Source organism: Vibrio aestuarianus, assembly GCF_012395185.1.
GTDB classification, from domain to species: Bacteria; Pseudomonadota; Gammaproteobacteria; order Enterobacterales; family Vibrionaceae; genus Vibrio; species Vibrio aestuarianus.
Genome location: NZ_JAAZTU010000029.1, coordinates 1 through 18,205, shown reverse-complemented (window position 1 = coordinate 18,205; position 18,205 = coordinate 1). Strand labels below are relative to the sequence as shown.

The following is an 18,205-nucleotide window of genomic DNA, read 5'->3' as shown; positions in this document are numbered from 1 at the left end:
ATGTCTCCTTACTTGAGGGTTTTTATCACTTGCGCAGGATTTCCTGCGGCAATAACAAAAGGCGGAATACTTTTTGTTACAACACTGCCAGCGGCGATGACACTGCCTTGACCTATGGTGACACCACTTTTTACGGTGACATTGGTACCCAACCAGACATCCTTTTCTAAAATAATGTCACCGACTTGGTTGAGATCATCGGCTTCACCTAAAGCGCGACGTTTCGCATCCAGTGGATGGCCAGAATAACCACATAGAAATCCTTTACCGGCTATTCGAACGTTGTCGCTAATTACAACTTTATTACCCACCGCAATTGTGGTTTGCCAACCGATATCAACATTATTCCCAACCAATAGTTGTGGGTTTTGTGAAGCAGTGCGCCCGCTAAATGTAGTCTGCCCAGAGATACGACAGTCGTCGCCGAGTTGAATGTGTAAAGGACCACTAATAAAAGGGAGCCCGCCATACAAATACAAGCGTTGCCCACTTTGAGATGTTCTACCTCTAAATGCTGGGGTATAAAACAATAAGCGAGACAAATTGCTAATAAATGTGCGGATCAGCGTTAGAAAGAAGTACAACGCTTTATTCCATATTTGCGGGAATGGGATTTCAAACGAGCGCATCTTTTTCAATAAAAAGAAAATAGAACGCAATGAAGTATTTGGGTGATATTGCAACCAAATTTTGAATTGATGAACTCTAGATGCCAGCATAAACAATGTCCTATTTTGAAAAATAACGAAGTCTTTTTCTTTTAATAGTTCATGTTATGTGCCATAAAATAATGTATTAAAAATCAAATGGATAGTTATCAATTGAAATAATCAACTGATTAATTCTCATTTTGACAATCGTTTTGAGCGATATAGGAAACAGCAACTGTGAGTGCGGCCAAAATGTAAATGGGCCAGTTAAAACCTTGGGTTAAAAAGGTTCCAGAGACAATGGTCCCCATTAAACCAGCATAGACGGCGTTGGCGGCCGCGATGAGGTTTGGTGCAACGACAGATTGATGATGGTCAAGGTGTTTTAGTGTTCTGCGGGCGGTTACAATAAGCGAAATGATAAATAGGATAAAAACCGCCAGTCCAAGAAAACCGGTTTCAGCCAGTACGCCAAACCAGGTGCTATGTACAGCATGATTCAAGCCATCCCAATGTGGGCTGTAAAAAAAATAGTTTGAGTAAAAATTGTTTAAACCAACGCCAGTCAAAGGTCTATCTAATGCCATTTTAAACGCAGCTTCCCATGCATATAAACGGCCCATTGCCGAAGCATCAATTCCAGCCTCAGCAGCGCCGCCGGAAGCTCGATCTGAAATACCTGCCGCATAGTACATCACCAAAGCGCCAACAGCGCCGATACTAAGCAAAAGCACTTTGGATCGAATTAATTTAAAGGCATAAATACCAATCACTGCTAAAGCGCCGAGTAATCCTCCGCGGCTTTGGGTTGCAATCACTGCTGCTATTAATAAAACGGTGGCAACAAGACCAATAAAACGAACGAAACCATGAATACCTTGAGTCGTTGTTAAACTAATGGAAAAAGCCAATGGAAACATCAGCACTAGTGCTAGATCATTAGGATCTCCCAGCATAGAGCCTAATTCACGGCCAATGGTGACACGAGTTCCTTCCACTAGCCCTATTTGATTAATAGAATTGCTGATCGCCACCATGGCAATCAACATGCCAGATAACGTAATTAACAGTGAAATTCGTCCTAGGTTCTGTGAAGTGTTCACCAGCCAAACGATGGCAAGTGTCATAACAATGATCTTCCAATAAATACTTTTAAAATTCGCCAGAGCTTCTCCACGATTCGAGGCAAATGCAATACCGATGATAACCAATACCCAGAATATCGTTAAGAAAGTTAATGAGTGGTGCCAATAGACTTTTAAGTCTCGGCTTATTAAGGTGTGCCAAAGTAGGGCTGATAACGCGCCAAGTGAAAGAAGGAGTGGGATTTTTAGTGCAAATAAAATGGGAAACGCTTCATGCAAGCGAAAGAAAGAAAACACCACAAATAAGGTTACTAACCAGAAAGTCTGGTTAATTACGAACAAAATAGCAAACGGCAGTAAGGAAATGGCAATAGGAACTGCTGGGTTAGGAATATATAACCAAAGTAGGGCGATCCCTAAGCAAAGCGAGCTAACCATAATAATTGTTGAAATACGGCTGACTTTATTTATCTCCATACTGGCTTCCTTACTATCGGCTGCTGAGTTTGAATGAAGGATGAAACCAAGCACTAGGCAAAATGACAAGACGTGTTATCAGTGCCATTAGCAATATCATAATTGGTGCGAGAATAGACCCCACGATTAACATCCAGAGAAATTCAGCATGCCATGCGATGATCAAGCAAAAACCAACGCAGAGCATCAATGCGATAGAGCTTTTGTAAGCATAGGGGATAGGCTGTAATTGATGGCTGAAATAGATAACCAATAAGCAACGAAAGCCTTGAGCAATGATCAGAGCAATCAGTATTCCGCTAATCCCAATAGTAGCCCAAAACCCACACAGGGTTAAACCGGCAGTGGTAGCGGTAAGGTTAATTGCGAATAACCAATGTGTTTTTTTATGATGAAGTAAACCCAGATTAAACAGCTCACTTTGCTCTTTAAAAAATGCAACGGCTAAGGTACCAATCAACATTTTGGCTGCATCGGCATATTCTAATGGTAAGGAAAAAAGGATAATGACTTGCCCAGCAAATGCGATAGTGACTGTGAGTAACGCAATATAAACCATGCCATATTGTGTGTATTTTACCGCTTGTTGTGGGCCTTTTTGCTCCAAGGTAGTGAAGCGTTTGGGCATCCACCACATACCAAAAGGTTGAACCAGTATACACATTGCTAAGGAAAGTTTGATGGCAATAGCGTAATGAGCCAACTGCTCTAGTGAGCTTGAAAAGGCGATGATCCAACGCTCTGAGCCACTCAATCCAAAAGCAATTAAGCCTGATAGAGCTAGAGGAAGTGCATAACCTAGATACACTTTAGGTCGTGCAGGCCACTGCCAATCAAAGTGATTGTGGTGTTGAAGCAATAATAACTGAACAACGCTTGCTACAGCGCCTACCGTTAGGATACCTATAACCGTCGGAAATAGATGTAATACCGCCATAATGCCACATACTTGCATACCCGTTGTTGTAATACTGATTTTAAAAAACAACATTGGTTTGTCGATCATCCTTAACCAAGCGGTACTGATCGCAATGGCGCCTTCTAATCCAACAACCAATAAAATCAAGCTTTGCTCTTGTACTGTAAAAGGTAAACTCACGGAAGTGGAGAAACGAATGAATTGAAAAACTAGCCAAAAGCCTATAGCAATCAATGTGCCCAATATCAATGCAAAGGTGAACAACTCGCTTGCTTTTATCCATCGTTGATGCTGTGTTTTTTTTACTCCGGCAAATCGGTATAGACATTCATGTAAGGCTAAACCTGCCATAATGCCGAAACATGCGCTGATGGTAGCCAGAAGCTCGAGCTTTCCGACTTGGTCAACCGTTAAGTAGTAGGTAATTAAAGGCAGCATGAATAAAGAGACACCCTTACTGAGAAATAGACTTAAGGCATAAATACCCATGTTTTTCATTGGTTGCGACAGAATCACAATGAACTCCTTAGCGACATAGGAGCCGTAGAAGGTAGTCTCTTGTTATGATGATTAATAGCATAACCAATAGCCCAATATGTACTTTCAGCATGATATTGGTGTGCAAATTGCGCAGCTTTAGTACCAATTCTTGCGACGACTAATCGTTCAGCGCTGGCATATAAAATTGCTTCGCTTAGACTGTTGCTATTATTAGGTTGATACTTAATACAATTCAGATCATGAGTTAAAACGTTATCCCAATACGCCCCATCTTGTGGGATGAGGACACACATACCCGCTGCTAATGCTTCTAATATCGACAAGCCAAACGGCTCATGGTGGCTAGTTGATACGAATATATTGCTTTGTCGACGTATATCATCCAGATTTTTCGGGTCTTCGTACCACTGAGCTAGAGCTAGTTTTTGTGGTGCGATACTGCAAGGGAGCGAGATATCTTGCGGGCGAATAAAGCAGATATTTGCGCGACAAGATTGAATCTCGTTTATCTCGGAGAGTGACTCAGACAATAGGTCTAACCCTTTCCATTTGAGTAGTGAAGCACACCAAAACACCACTGGAGTTTCATATTGGCAAGGCGATGGCCATTTATCTTGAGTGATACCATTAACAAAAGGAGTAAACTGGCGGCTTTGACAGACAAATTGTGCAATTAAACTAGCATCAAGATAAGTGTATTGAGTTTGGTAATAACGGCAAAGGGCATTGATTAAACTGCGTTGAGTGGACGGTAGATAAAAGACAGAGTTTGCTTGAGTTAAGCAATAACCAATTGATCGTGAGCAAGCGACAGGGCCGTGGATAAACTGCAATAGTTTAAAGCGAAAGATTGGTCTTAGAAGATAAAGAGGCATATCAATACCCGGACCAGATGCTCCAATTGCTATTGAAACCCGACTAAGCTTCAATAAAAGGAACAACAGATAAAGACTATAAATGCATTGCTTAAACCAAAATGCAAACCCAGAAGTCGCTTTGGCAATAAAACGAAATGAAGGTAATGAAATAAAATCGACCGTTTGCTTGTCGCTAAATCCAACGTCTTGCCATGACTCTAAACTGGATGTGATCACGGTAAAGCGCGTGGTGGTGTGGTCACATAAAGATAACGCTTCTCTGGTCGCGATTTTTGACCCGCCTTTAAAGGCGATGGGGTCAAAAATAATACAATGAGTTGGGTGAGAGTTCATCATCCCCTCCTAAGCAAAGTGCTTTGTTATGTAAGTTTTCACTGGGCGAAATGCCGCTAACCAAGAAAACTCTGGTAAGTTTTGCGCTTCTAATAACTGTTCGTACACAAACTCAATCGCTCGCGCATTATGTTGGATTGTATGGCGGGCAAGTACATTCTGTTTTGCGCGTACACCAAGCGCCCGTGCAGGGTAAGGATGCTTCATCACGGCTCGCATTGCTTCGACTAAAGGTTTGATCGAGGAGTTTTCATAAAGAAGCCCAGTTTGCTTATGGCGAATAATTTCAGGTATGCCGCCCACTCTGGGGGCAACAATCGGTAGTTCGGCAAGTGCAGCTTCAATAATCACCAAGCCAAACGCCTCATTTCGAGCCCCGCTGACAAACGCATTTGATGCATGAAGCCAACCCTGAACGTTAGTTTGCTCACCCACGAAATGGACATGATTATTGATATGCAGCTCATCCGCATTGAGTTCTAAAGAATGCCGTTGAGGTCCTTCGCCAATCACCAATAAATGAGTATTGGGATATTCTAATGCCAGATGGCGGATCGCCGACAATATACGATCAATCCCTTTACGATGTATTAAAGAACCAACGGTAATGAACACGTAAGCATCATCAGCAATCCCCCATTTTTCATTTAAATCAACCGCAGAAAAATGTTTAAGCCGATCAACATCAATACCATTATGAATGACGGAGAGGCGATCACGTTTATATCCATCACGACGTAAATGCTCAGTAATCGCTTTGCTGACGGCAATAATATGTGGCGAAAAATGCAGCCCGAGCGTTAGGCGATCGCGCATTGGATAGTCTGAATGCAGTTGTGTCACCATCGGCGTTTTAGTGATTCTGGCCGCAAGGCTCATCCATTGACAGGGAGCACCACTGTTGACATGAATGACATCAATTTGTGCTCGTTTAATATAATCGATACCTTGCTTTACTAAGCGATACCAGCCTAGCACGCTAAATCGAGGCGCTTTCCAGCCTAGAAGTAAAGTAAACGGAGAATACTCACTGTGCACCGCATCGATTTGCATTCTATGATGCAATGCTTCGCAATTGGTCCAGATATAAGGAGTGTATTGAGTTCGGTTCAAATGAGTCACTAAATCAAGCAGACATTGTTCACTACCGCGAATCCAATTATCACCGTAATGAACAAACAAAACGTGTTTACGGTTTTTCATGGGAATATCTCCTTTTTCTTTCGGTGATGGAAAGGTTGCAAATGGAGTGCCAATGATGATTTTGTTATATTTGTTTGTTTTTAAATGTTTTTTTATGCAAGTGAGATTTATGGAAAGGTAGGAATTGGCATTTTCTCAAAATGAGAATCAGTTTAAGTAAAATAAAAGCCAAGGATTGTTGGAATCATCACGTCACTAGAATAATGCTCTTGAATGGTTTGTTTGGCGTGTTGGTTCAGGGACATTTTTTGTTGTGCACTCATTGCCGACCAATGCTCGATAACATCAGAAAGCTGAGAGTAGTGATCAACGATAAACCCATTGTTTCCATGGATAACTAATTTGGGGAGGTCACCAACATCAACGGTCGCGATGGGAATACCACGCGCCATAGCTTCCAATGCCGCCATAGGTAGTCCTTCATAGCGTGAGCAAATCACCAGCAAAGCAATGTTCGGCCAAACGGTGTTCATCGCTATTTGATGACCATGTAACTTAAGATTGTGTGATTTTTTAGCCGTGAGTATTTTTTCCATTGGTCCAGAGCCATAACAATGAAATGAAAGATTAGGGCTAGCTTGTGCTAAACGAAGGAAATGATCGGGCGCTTTTTCATGGCTCATGCGTCCAACAAAAGCAATTTGTTTTCCTTGTGAAACAGCAAGGTTTTCCACATTAATAAAATTATTTAGTACTAACGCAGAATATGGGATTTTTTGGGCCACTTTTTCACTGACGGCAAAGCGGTGTTTAGACAAAAAACTCGTGTAGCGATCAAATGCATCGTAAAGCCAAACGCGGCCTTTTGGTGTTTCACCTGCATGAAAGGTACTAATTTGTCTCACCTGACAACCAGGCATACACATCAATAATTTGCTAATAATACTGGCTTTATAACCGTGAGAGTGAATCACTCTGGGTTTTTCATCTTTCACTGCCTGTATCAAGGCACAGAAAGAATTAGCGGTTGGGTAACGATCGGAAAGATAAAAGAAAGGGATCTGATATTCCGTTAATTGTAAGGCAAGTTGGTTACTTTTCTCATATCGCTGAATAAATACAATTTCCACATTAACATTATGAGACTGAAGCCCACGTGCCAATTCAAGCACGTAGGTTTCAATCCCACCAAATACTAAGCTATCAAGCAGTAACCAAACCTTACTGACTGTGGATTCTTTCATCTTCCATTTCCCATGCCTGTTTTTTCCGATAAACAGTAGAAGGGCTCAGCTCTAGTAACACTGCGGCATTAAGCACATTACCATCACAAAAATCGATCGCTTGCTGTATGGTTTCTCGTTCTATTTGCCACATGGGGCGAATCACCATTTGATGAGGAGAAGATAGGTTTTCCGATAAAGGAATTGCTTCGTGATGACCAACCGCGCTCACTTCCGACAGAGGTGTGGCTGACATTGTTGAAGAAGCTGTATCACTAACCAATTCGATTTTGACAGTTCGTTGTTGATGCATTTGAGCTGGTAGGTGCGCAACGGAAACTTTACTCTCATCATTTAGCACCACGATATTACGGATAATATTTTGTAGCTGACGTACATTGCCAGGCCACGTATAACGTTTGAATACCGCCTCCACATCACGGCTGATACCTGTGAATTTCTTCTTATCTTGTTTGGCATATTGCAGTAAAAAATGATTTGCTAGCGTTACAATATCATTTCCACGTTCACGCAATGGTGGCATTTCAATCGGTACCACATGAACACGATAATAAAGGTCTTCGCGGAAACGCCCTTCTTCAACTTCTTTTAGAGGGTCTCGGTTTGTGGCACAAATGATTCGCAAATCAACTTTGTGTTCCTTGGAAGAACCTAAAGGAGTAAAGGTTCCTGTCTGCAAAAACCGCAATAGCTTCTTTTGCATCTCCAATTCCATTTCACACAATTCATCGAGAAATAGTGTTCCGCCATCAGCCAATGATGCTGCCCCTTTACGGTCTGTTGTTGCGCCAGTGAATGCGCCTTTAACATGACCAAAAATCTCACTTTCCATTAAATCACGTGGAATCGCACCACAGTTAATGGCGATGAAGGGTTTATCTCTGCGTTGGCTTTCTTTGTGAATGGCTTCGGCACACACCTCTTTACCCGTCCCACTCTCACCATTGATAAAGACACTCGCAGTTGTTGGAGCGACGGAATCAATAATTTTGTATACTGCTTGCATTGGCAGGCAAGCACCAATAAAACCATGGAAACGAGTTCTATCGAATTTATTGTTAATATCTTCAACTAGATGCTCTAGCTTGGCTCGCTTTAGATGTAGATTAACCGAAGTTTTGAGTCGATCTGCTTTGATCGGTTTTTCCAGAAAGTCTTCTGCGCCTTTATTCATTAAGGTGACTGCGATATCGACAGAACCATGCGCGGTGGCCACAATAACGGCGGTTGGTATTTGATTGTCAGAAATCCAATCCAGTACCTGCTCTCCAGACATGTCGGGTAGCTTTAAGTCTAAAATGACTAATTGTGGTACGTTACGTTCGATAAATGCGATGGCTTCTAGCCCCGTTTCTACATGAAACAGGTCATAGGGCTCATCTTTGACATACTGTTTATAAAGTACGGCAAGGGAGGTGGAATCTTCAACGAGTAATACTTTGGGTCTCATTTTCACGTCCTTGTTCTATAGCTTGATATTCACCTGTATCCATATTTTCTAGCATAAGGTTAAGATTGTGTGAAATGCTGTTCGCCAATTATTTGAAGTTGAGGCATTTCAGAATCCGAGAGCTTTACGTTGAATTAGCGCGCGTATAGAATCATGCGCTAGCTTTTCTAATTCAGGAATAAGGCTAAATGCAATATCAGCCTCTCCTATGAGGCAATGTTTTTCTATCTTGCGAGCTAATTCAGACAGGCGGCGATTACCCAAAGCAAGAGAAGTACTACCCAAAGTATGTGATTCAAACTCTAGCGCTGGTAGGTTTTGTTCTATCGTTGCGAGTTGAATTTTAGAGAGACGTAATTCGCACTCTTTGAGGTAATGCTCAATAAGAAAAGGGATGACTTCTACACCAGTATCTTTAATCATCTGTTGTAAAATAGACTCATCAACCCATTGTTCCATCTCATATTTTGTCATTAACTTCTCACCTAGCACTATTCCAAACTTATTATTTATCATAGCCTTTGTTTCCTTTATCGTGGCTTATAAGTCAGCTTTTTCTGTAAGCTGAGAGAAGGCGCAAGTTTTACGCCAAGGATTAAAAGCGTGTTGTTAAGCAGAAACAGAAAGGAAACTATTTTTTAGTAACCAGTGATTGATTCGTTCGCGCCAAGATTGAGGAATAAAAGGAATGCGGTCTAATTCTCTGACCAACTCTTGACTCAACGGCGGTTGGTTTTTTATATTGAGAACCGAGCCCAAAAAGTCGATTTTCTCCGACTGTAATAAATTCATTGCGGTACTGATTTGGCCGGAAGTAGTGGCACCGCCCATTACCACTAGAATGGTTTTATCACACGCACTGGCAACGCTTTGTGCGGGAATATTCCCTTTATTAACCTGCAGTAATGGTGAGGTATCAACAATGACGCGGTCAAATTTGCTCATCCAACCGGCTACCGCCTTTGCCATGGTATTTGGATCTTTATAGGCCAGTTGGGTTGCACGTTCATTGGGAATGGCAAGCCCAGTAAATAACTGATGGGTCTCTTTATTTTCTATCCAATACTCTTGTTGTTGATTACTATTAATGGTCAATTCCAAGTTGCGAAAGGCGGGGTTAAATAGGTTTAAATCCACTAATAATGTTTGATGGCCTGCAAGTAAATAACGTTCGGCGAGTGCACTTGCTACCGAAGTTACACCCTCACCAGTTTGACAGGCGGTAATACACAGTGAGTGGCAGTCTGCTAACTCTGCCGCCATATAGATTTGCTCAATTTCAGCATGGGTTGCAGGAATACACATTATAAAGCTCCTATCAGTACGATGGTGGTAGTTAGACGCAAAATATCCTCTAAACCGACACGTGCTTTTTCCATGAAACTCTCACTGCGATCAGGAATGTAAATGGTATCACCAGCACGCAGTACGGGAAGTTGATAGATATTCGCGGTTTTACTAAATTCGACTAAGTTGAATGAACGCGCCTGCCCTTGACAACATGACATATTAACCACAGTAATTTTCTCAAGATAAGCGGAGTCACTCGGACCACCAGCTTCAGCCAAAATATCGAGAATAGTCATTGTGTCGTTAAATACATATCGGCCGGGCTTATTCACAGAACCAAGTACACGTACCGTTGATTCTTTAGAGCGATCGAGCCAGTTACGGTTTTTCTCTGGAATATAAATGGTGTCACCGGGTTTAACTTTAGGCAGCAGATTTTCATCACCAGTTTCAAAATAAAGCGATAAATTCAACTTGCTGACCTGTGCATAGGTTTTATCGCGATGAGTAATGCGAATGTTATGGATATCTGCGTCTTTTGTCGGGCCATCAGCCGCAGAAAGAATATCTAGGAAGTGCATTTCCGTGGTGAAACGATAGCGCCCCGGGGCGTTGATTTGGCCGAATAGATAAATAGAAGCCTCCGAACTTTGGCGTACCCATTGTGATTTATTATCCGATGGATCTTGAGGAAGATCGTGAATTCGAATGATTGAGCCAGCACGAATCAAAGGCAATTCCGACGTTGGGGCTCCTTTTTGAATATAAGCATCAAGGTTAAAAACATGCAGACGATTATCCGCTGTTACTACTTCTATTCTGGTGGTATCTGCACGTAATGTTGGGCCACCCACATGTGCGAGTAGATCCATTAAATCCATTTCGTCAGACCATTCAACACGCCCAGGTCGAATAACTTCACCAATTACACTGACAGCACGGTCTGGTGCTACTTTCAGCCATGATTTTTCATTCATGTCTGTTTTTTCGGGAACGAAAATAGCGTCACCGGATGCGATGCTAGGAGGATTTTCACCCGTTAGTCCTTCGGTGTATGCGGTTAGATCAAAGCGGATCACCTGGCCGTTAGCTTTAATGATGCGAATTTGACGAGATTCTGCAAAGCGCGTTGGCCCGCCGGCGTTAGCCAAAATATCCATGAAGGTTGCACCTTTCTTACCTTCAAAAGCACCAGGGCGAGCTACTTCGCCCATCACATAAACCATATTTGCACCAGATTTAATCTCCTCTTCTTGTTTAGGTACAAAAATAGTCGTTCCTGGTGAAAGGGTTGGTAGTAAGCCACTGTCTCCAGTATCAAGATATCGCTTAAGATTAAAAATCTGCGGATTGTTATTGGTGATAATTCGAATTTGTTCCACGCCAGCATAACGAGTAACACCACCAGATCGCATTAAAATATCAACCAAGTCTGAGCTGTTTTGATAAGTGAATGAGCCGGGGGCATTCACTTCACCAAAGACTTTAATTGCATTACGACTATCCGCACTGTCACCCGAATTAGCCAATTTTGCAGCATCAAATTCTTGCTCGATATTACCCACAAGTGGTGAGGCTGGAACAAATAAGGTATCAAGAGACTGAAGTTTCGGTAGGGTATTATCGTTACCGGAATCTAAAAAGGCCTTGTAATTAAATTCGGATTTTTCACCACCACGTTTAAGCTGCATTTTATCGAGCTGTGCGCCGGATCTCAGACCGCCAGCAGCGTGAAGCGCCGTCTGAATATCAGCATTGCTGGGCAAAGTATACTCACCAGGGGAAGAAACATAACCTTGCACCGAGATTAATACCTGTTGCTCTGCAATGAATATTTTCGCATTAGATAAATCACGAAATACGGTACTTAATGCTTCGGTCACGCTTTTACTTAATTGTCCTTCATCGTAACCCACAACAAAAATAGGCCCAATTTCAGGTAGAGTGATACGACCACGTTTGTCCACTTGGAAACCACGATTTAACTCTTCTTCACCAGGAAGATTGACTTGAATAAGATCGCCGACTTGAACCATCGTTTCTTTCGCTAGTGACGGCTGAATGAATATGGCTAAAATGATTAGAATGAGAAGATTGAGCTTATTCATAAAGTCCTCCTAGTGACGGAGTCACTGAGTGCTCTTCGGTTGAGATAATTTCAATGCTAACGCGACGATTTGTTAATTGAACAGCTGGTGAGTCGCCTTGGTATAAGGGTAAACTATCGCCTAAAGATTGTGTTGAAACGCGTTTGGCTTCTAAACCAAAAATGGTTAAGTAGCGTTTTACTTGCTCTGCTCGGCCTTTGGCTAGTTTGTTGTTGTGTTCTTCACTTCCTGTTGAATCAGCATGGCCTGTCACCACAACGGAGAGCATTGGATACTCATTTAATAAGTGGGTAGCTTGCGCTAAATGGCCCATAAATTTGGGGTTGATTTCTATAGAATTAAAGGCGAATTGGTTATCGACATTGAGTAGATTAAACAACTTATCAACAATCGCTAATTGTTGGTTTAATTGATTTTGATCACTCGGTGGAGCACAACGAGTTTGCGAAGTGACATAATCTAACTGCTGTTCTAACCGATTCAGACGGTTGCGTTGAATCACTAAATCGTTGGCTGCATCAAGTAATAGCCCACCCTCTAGTTCACGCGCAATACGGTTTTGTTTTTCTAAGGCTTGTACTACTGCGGCAGGAAAACACCATTTAGCCCCTTCACGAATTAGCGCGTCTAGATGCAACTTGGCAAGCTGCCAATCAAATCGCAAACCGTGTTCAGGGCCAAGTGGTTCGTCTGGCATCACGGGAGAAAACCCTGCGGAGGCGTAAGACTCCGCCAGACCGCCAGTCCCTTGTTGTGGATAGCTAGTACAACCTAAGGTTAAAGTTGTGGCTATCAACAAGGCTATGTATCGATAATATAAGCGCATGCCAACGTCTCCAGTTAGTGATTATTATTATGTTTAATATAGCTATAGTATTAATGAGAGCGAGAGTTAACGGGAATAGCATGACCAATACGAAGTAAGTTCATAATCTCTAATGGCTGCCCACGTACGTTTTCAATTCGCATGTTGCGCTCGCGTTCCACAAGACGTTTGTAGAGATAAACTAACGCTCCAACACCTGATGAATCGAGAAACTGAACGTTGCTAAAATCAATTTCGATCTCTTGATATGTATCTTGGGAAATCACTTCATCGATATGAGATTGCACATGACGGCAGCCATCGGCATCTAAATTGCCTTCAATATGTAGAGTAAGTTGGATGTTATTTGTTTCAATTTTACGTAGTTCCATGACGGTATCTCCTCAGTAGTTGTAATCTAATAGAGCAGATAATGTGCCATAAATTATTTCCTTATAATTCAATGCAATATGGATGGCTTATTGATGATTCTCAAAATGAGAAATCATTTTTTTTCATTTTGATAGGGGGGAATAGAAACTAGAAATAGATCTCTGTCAGTATAATTTGTAATAAATAATCCTCTTTACCGCTAATGTCTATGAGACTTCTCGCACTATTTTCGTTTTGCTCTTTCTCTCCTATATGCTGACCGACATTATTTAGCCACTATTCATTAACCGGATCACATCGAGATGTTATTCCGTCTTTCTTGCCTATCCATCGCCATGTTCAGCGCTCAACATGCTATTGCTACTGATGGTTCTTTGGCTTTTATTCAGGTCACTGCTGCTAATAATTATCAGCATGGCATTAATATTGATGAGTATTGGAAAAGCGAAAAGCTTGATGGTATTCGCGCCATTTGGAATGGGCATAACTTACAGACTCGAAGTGGCAAGCGAATTTATGCACCGACATGGTTTACCGATCCTTTACCAAATTACGCGATAGAAGGTGAGTTATGGGCTGGCCGAGGGCATTTTTATCACGTGCAACAAACCGTATTAGACACCATACCGAATGATGAAGCTTGGATGAGGATTAATTTAATGTTGTTTGATATGCCAGAAGCGACAGGGGACTATCAAAAACGCTATTTCAATATTGTTGATTTAGTGTCAAAAACCAATAGCAAGCACGTCAAATATATTGAGCATACGCCGATAGCATCAGAAGCCGAATTACTTGGATATTTGAATAGCGTAAATGACGAAAAAGGTGAGGGAGTGATGCTGCGCAAAATCAATGCTCGTTATCAGGCTGGTCGCAGCAATGACATGCTTAAACTCAAAAAGCATCAAGACTCCGAAGCCATGGTCATTGGTTACAAATCAGGACAAGGAAAATACGAAGGACTAATGGGTTCAGTATTGGTAAAGTTAGACAATGGGGTTGAATTTTATATTGGCAGTGGCTTTTCTGATGAGGTCAGGAAAAATCCACCGAAGATAGGTTCTACAATCACGTTTCGATTTAATGGGCTAACGGCAGAAGGAAAGCCTAGGTTTGCTCGTTATCTCAGAGAAAGGCCGACTATCTAATACTAAAAAGCCAGACATCAAGTCTGGCTTTAATCGTTTATTTGGAGGCGAAATCCAATTGGATATGGTCTTCTTGTTTATGCATCCAATGTAAACGAATACCAAGCATTAACGCGGCTGAAGACAAGCCGACAATAAACCCAATCCAAAAACCGCTTGCCCCCATCGGCTCAACAACCATATCTGTCATTGCGAGCACATAACCTGTCGGTAAACCGATCAACCAGTAGGCGATAAAAGTTCTATTAAAGATAGCCGTCATATCTTTATAACCACGCAATGCTCCGGCTGCGACAACTTGAATTGCATCAGTACATTGATAAATCGCCGCGAACAGTAGCAATTGCATAGCCATCGCGACCACCGCACTATTCTCTGTATAAAGTAGGGCAACTTGTTCACGGAAAATAACGGTTAATGTGGCGGTAATGAAGGCGGTAGAAAGCCCAACCAATAACCCTACACGTGAAGCAATAGTTGCTCCTTCAATATCTTTCTCTCCTAATTTATGCCCAACGCGAATACTCACCGCTGCACCAATACTCATTGGTAGCATAAAAATCAAGGAGGAAAAATTGAGTGCAACTTGGTGGGCGGCTACCACTAATGACCCTAATGGTGCAACCAAAAGAGCAACAACAGCGAACAGTGTCACTTCAAAGAAAATTGCTGCTGCAACCGGGAAACCAAGTTTAAACAGTCGGATTTGTGCTTTCCATTGCGGCTTATGAAATTCTCCAAAAATATTAATGTGTGCGATTCGTTTGGAAGTTATTACATAAAACAGCAACATGAAAAACATAATCCAATAGACAATCGCAGTAGCAACTCCACAGCCGACACCGCCCATTTCTGGAATCCCAAACTTACCGTATACAAAAATCCAGTTCAAAGGGATATTAACCAACAAACCGATAAAGCCGATAACCATCGCAGGTTTGGTTAGCGACATTCCATCAGTAAAACTGCGTAATGTTTGAAATAAAAGATAAGAAGGAACCGCGAACATCACCGCATACATGTAACCATTGGTTTTTTCCGCCATTAAAGGTTCAACGTCCATCAATTTAAGAATCCATTGGGTTTGAAACAACACTCCAATGATCGGAATAGAAACAAAAAGTGCTAGCGCTGCACCTTGCTGAATTTCGAAAGGTATTTTCTTTTGGCGACCGGAGCCATTTAATTGTGCTACGACAGGAACTAATGCCATTAGTAGCCCAACACCAAATAAAATTGAAGGTAGCCAAATACTGGCTGCAATTGATACTGCGGCCATATCAATTGCGCTGACGCCGCCAGCCATCACCGTATCAACAAAGCCCATTCCTGTTTGAGCGATAGAGGCGACAAGTACAGGTGATGCTAATTTTATTAGGTTTGAAGCTTCTAGTTTGTAACGATGCACAGAATTCTCCAGAGAAAGGATGAGTAAAAATGGTGCAAAAATAAGTGACAAGTCGCACTGGGAAGGATGATAAAGAAATGTCACACTAAGCTCCATGAAAAACTGCCGGAATGACAAAATGTTTACAGGTATCGTGCAAGGAATGGCAAAAATCGCTGCCATCGAGAAAAAAGAGTCGTTTCAAACCCATGTTATTGAGCTAAAAACACCACTTAATCAAGATTTAGCGGTAGGGGCGTCAGTTGCTCACAATGGATGTTGCTTAACCGTCACTAAAGTCGAGGGAGAGCAAGTATGGTTCGATTTAATGCAAGCGACGCTTGCGTTAACCAACTTGGGAGAGCTAAAGGTTGGCTCTCATGTCAATATTGAACGAGCTGCCAAATTTGGTGATGAAATCGGTGGCCATAATATGTCAGGGCATATTGCTTTAATGGCGGAAATCTCAGAGGTGATTGATACACCGAATAACCGCACCATCTGGTTCTCATTACCTCAAGCATCTATGAAATACGTGCTAGCTAAAGGTTACATCGGTCTAGATGGATGCTCTCTTACTATCGGTGAAGTGAAAGACAATCAATTTAGCGTACATTTAATTCCAGAAACTCTGCAGCGCACACTGTTTGGTATGAGAAAAGTCGGTGACAAAATCAATGTTGAATTTGATCCTCAAACACAAGCAATAGTCGACACCGTTGAACGCGTGTTGGCGAGCCAAAATCGATAATTAAAAATCAGATAGAGCGCCCATTTAGGCGCTCTATCTGAATCAAAAAATCTGTTCGTCATCTGCGTCGATAAATAATTCTATGGTATCTAAACGTTCATCAACCATCATGTTGAGATGAATGGCATGACAACATGCTGGACAATCATCGTAGAAATTTTGACTGCCATTAGAAGCATCTAACGTAATTCGAATTGAGTGACCACAATGCGGGCACGTAACTTGTCTTTCAGTGTAATTCTGCATATCTCTGTCCTTACATCATGTTGAGATATCCTAATACTAGGCTGCGAAGTTACTTAAAGCGGCAAATTAAGTGTAAAGTTTGAGTTCATCCATAAAACAGCCCCGTAGTCATTTATACCAATTCTTTAACGATGTTTACCTATATAATTTTCATATTTAATAAGAGAGTATTTCCTTGATGAGGCTTTCCGCTTCAGCAAGATAATGTCCCCCAAACTGATTGTAGTGATTAAGAATATGATAAAGATTGTAAATCGCTTTACGTTCTTCGTAATCTAAACTCAGTGGTAGAATACTTTCATAGCCTTGGTAAAACTCTGGCTGAAACCCTTCGAATAGCTGAGTCATCGCAATATCACATTCTCTATCTCCCCAGTAACAAGCGGGGTCATAACAAATCGGCCCAGTGACAGAGTTAGCAACATTGCCGTGCCAAAGATCCCCATGAAGTAGAGAAGGGCGAGGGTTATGATTAGCTAATCGTGTTTGAATTACATCTAAAAATTCGCTGATATTAACCAGTTCAATTCCTTTTTCACGTAGTAGCTGTAACTGCCAACCTATGCGCTGCTCGGCAAAAAAGCGATGCCATTTTTTATGCCACTGATTCGGTTGTAGCGTAGTACCAATATAATTATCACTATCAAAGCCATACTCTTTTTGCTCACCCCATTGGTGTAATTTTGCAAGCTGTACACCAAACTGGTAACTATTATTGGCATCATCAAGAGGTTTAGTTGGCAGATAATTTAAGACAATAAAAGCATGGTTTTTACTGGTTCCGATCATTACCAGTTCAGGCAACGATACCGTTGAAGTTTCACGGAGTGTACGAAGATTTTCACCTTCTATCTCAAACTTGGGTAAAAAATCGCGGGTATTCGTTTTCACGAAGTAACGCTGTTCACCATCGCTAATCATGTAGCAGTCGTTAATGTCACCACCACTGATTTTGTTTTTTTCAACTAGGTCGAATTGAAACATTAGCGTGTCGGATAATTGCTGGGTGAGCCTTTGCCACATAATGACCTCTGCTTTATTTACTTAATAATTCGTAGTTTAGGCTATGCTTACAAATATTTCAGACCTCCATGGCACAAATTTCATCACTTTAGGCATCAAGACTGTCTCTTATACACTGTCCCTTATACACATTGACGCTGCCGACGACTAGTCCTGACGCTGCCGACGACTAGTCGAGTAACACAAAAACATTTAATATAGCTGCACAAATTCACAAACAAAACAATTCTACCACTCATACATTACCCTAGTCACAACAGCACATTCGCATACTCTACCACCGTCAGCCAACCACAGACGATAACCTACTATCGCTCCCCACTCTACACCTACTACTGTACACGACTCATCATCAACTCGCTTATACACCT

Annotated in this window: 17 protein-coding genes; 2 read left to right on the top strand and 15 right to left on the bottom strand. The window is 41.7% G+C overall.

Annotation, left to right across the window (positions count from 1 at the left end; all coding sequences use genetic code 11):
• Positions 1-8 precede the first annotated feature (8 nt).
• The 12 genes from HGG78_RS13810 to HGG78_RS13755 all read right to left on the bottom strand — a co-directional run bounded on the left by HGG78_RS13810 (position 9) and on the right by HGG78_RS13755 (position 13,275).
• Positions 9-719 carry an acyltransferase gene (locus tag HGG78_RS13810; protein ID WP_053311489.1) on the bottom strand — a complete coding sequence of 237 codons (711 nt, stop codon included), beginning with the start codon at positions 717-719 and terminating at the stop codon, positions 9-11.
• Positions 720-838: 119 nt separating this feature from the next.
• Positions 839-2,212 (bottom strand): O-antigen ligase family protein, encoded by a 1,374-nt coding sequence (locus HGG78_RS13805; protein WP_053311490.1) that lies wholly within the window; start codon positions 2,210-2,212, stop codon positions 839-841.
• A gap of 13 nt (positions 2,213-2,225) precedes the next feature.
• Positions 2,226-3,647, bottom strand: coding sequence for a lipopolysaccharide biosynthesis protein (locus HGG78_RS13800; protein WP_172533235.1), 1,422 nt, complete (start codon positions 3,645-3,647; stop codon positions 2,226-2,228).
• Positions 3,644-4,846, bottom strand: a complete 1,203-nt coding sequence (locus tag HGG78_RS13795; RefSeq protein WP_171980504.1) for a glycosyltransferase family 4 protein — start codon at positions 4,844-4,846, stop codon at positions 3,644-3,646. The genes HGG78_RS13800 and HGG78_RS13795 overlap by 4 nt, the downstream gene beginning before the upstream one ends.
• 6 nt (positions 4,847-4,852) lie before the next feature.
• Positions 4,853-6,046, bottom strand: coding sequence for a glycosyltransferase (locus tag HGG78_RS13790; protein ID WP_172533234.1), 1,194 nt, complete (start codon positions 6,044-6,046; stop codon positions 4,853-4,855).
• Between the two features lie 152 nt (positions 6,047-6,198).
• Positions 6,199-7,230 carry a glycosyltransferase family 4 protein gene (locus HGG78_RS13785; RefSeq protein ID WP_172533233.1) on the bottom strand — a complete coding sequence of 344 codons (1,032 nt, stop codon included), beginning with the start codon at positions 7,228-7,230 and terminating at the stop codon, positions 6,199-6,201.
• On the bottom strand, positions 7,208-8,680 hold the full coding sequence (locus tag HGG78_RS13780) for a sigma-54-dependent transcriptional regulator (protein ID WP_172533232.1): 1,473 nt from the start codon (positions 8,678-8,680) through the stop codon (positions 7,208-7,210). The genes HGG78_RS13785 and HGG78_RS13780 overlap by 23 nt, the downstream gene beginning before the upstream one ends.
• Positions 8,681-8,788: 108 nt before the next feature.
• Complete coding sequence (locus tag HGG78_RS13775) at positions 8,789-9,196, bottom strand: Hpt domain-containing protein (protein ID WP_080996395.1); 408 nt, start codon at positions 9,194-9,196, stop codon at positions 8,789-8,791.
• A 93-nt stretch (positions 9,197-9,289) separates the two neighbouring features.
• A complete protein-coding gene (locus HGG78_RS13770) occupies positions 9,290-9,985 on the bottom strand; it encodes a P-loop NTPase family protein (RefSeq protein WP_053311496.1) in 696 nt (231 codons plus the stop codon).
• A complete protein-coding gene (locus HGG78_RS13765) occupies positions 9,985-12,078 on the bottom strand; it encodes an SLBB domain-containing protein (RefSeq protein WP_053311497.1) in 2,094 nt (697 codons plus the stop codon). The genes HGG78_RS13770 and HGG78_RS13765 overlap by 1 nt, the downstream gene beginning before the upstream one ends.
• A complete protein-coding gene (locus tag HGG78_RS13760) occupies positions 12,071-12,904 on the bottom strand; it encodes an OmpA family protein (protein ID WP_053311498.1) in 834 nt (277 codons plus the stop codon). The genes HGG78_RS13765 and HGG78_RS13760 overlap by 8 nt, the downstream gene beginning before the upstream one ends.
• 50 nt (positions 12,905-12,954) lie before the next feature.
• On the bottom strand, positions 12,955-13,275 hold the full coding sequence (locus tag HGG78_RS13755; RefSeq protein ID WP_053311499.1) for an STAS domain-containing protein: 321 nt from the start codon (positions 13,273-13,275) through the stop codon (positions 12,955-12,957).
• 303 nt (positions 13,276-13,578) lie between these two features.
• Here HGG78_RS13755 and HGG78_RS13750 point away from each other — a divergent pair, with 303 nt between their 5' ends.
• Entirely contained in the window at positions 13,579-14,427 is an 849-nt protein-coding gene (locus HGG78_RS13750) for a DNA ligase (protein WP_172533231.1), read from the top strand.
• A gap of 37 nt (positions 14,428-14,464) precedes the next feature.
• Here HGG78_RS13750 and HGG78_RS13745 read toward each other — a convergent pair whose 3' ends face one another.
• Entirely contained in the window at positions 14,465-15,835 is a 1,371-nt protein-coding gene (locus HGG78_RS13745) for an MATE family efflux transporter (RefSeq protein WP_053311501.1), read from the bottom strand.
• A gap of 118 nt (positions 15,836-15,953) precedes the next feature.
• Here HGG78_RS13745 and HGG78_RS13740 point away from each other — a divergent pair, with 118 nt between their 5' ends.
• Complete coding sequence (locus tag HGG78_RS13740) at positions 15,954-16,565, top strand: riboflavin synthase subunit alpha (protein WP_171980513.1); 612 nt, start codon at positions 15,954-15,956, stop codon at positions 16,563-16,565.
• Between the two features lie 42 nt (positions 16,566-16,607).
• Here the strand turns inward: HGG78_RS13740 and HGG78_RS13735 are convergent, their stop codons facing one another.
• Both HGG78_RS13735 and HGG78_RS13730 read right to left on the bottom strand, forming a co-directional pair.
• Positions 16,608-16,811: a CPXCG motif-containing cysteine-rich protein gene (locus HGG78_RS13735; RefSeq protein WP_053311503.1), complete on the bottom strand. Its 204-nt coding sequence runs from the start codon at positions 16,809-16,811 to the stop codon at positions 16,608-16,610.
• Between the two features lie 156 nt (positions 16,812-16,967).
• A complete protein-coding gene (locus HGG78_RS13730; protein ID WP_172533230.1) occupies positions 16,968-17,834 on the bottom strand; it encodes a fructosamine kinase family protein in 867 nt (288 codons plus the stop codon).
• Positions 17,835-18,205 lie beyond the last annotated feature (371 nt).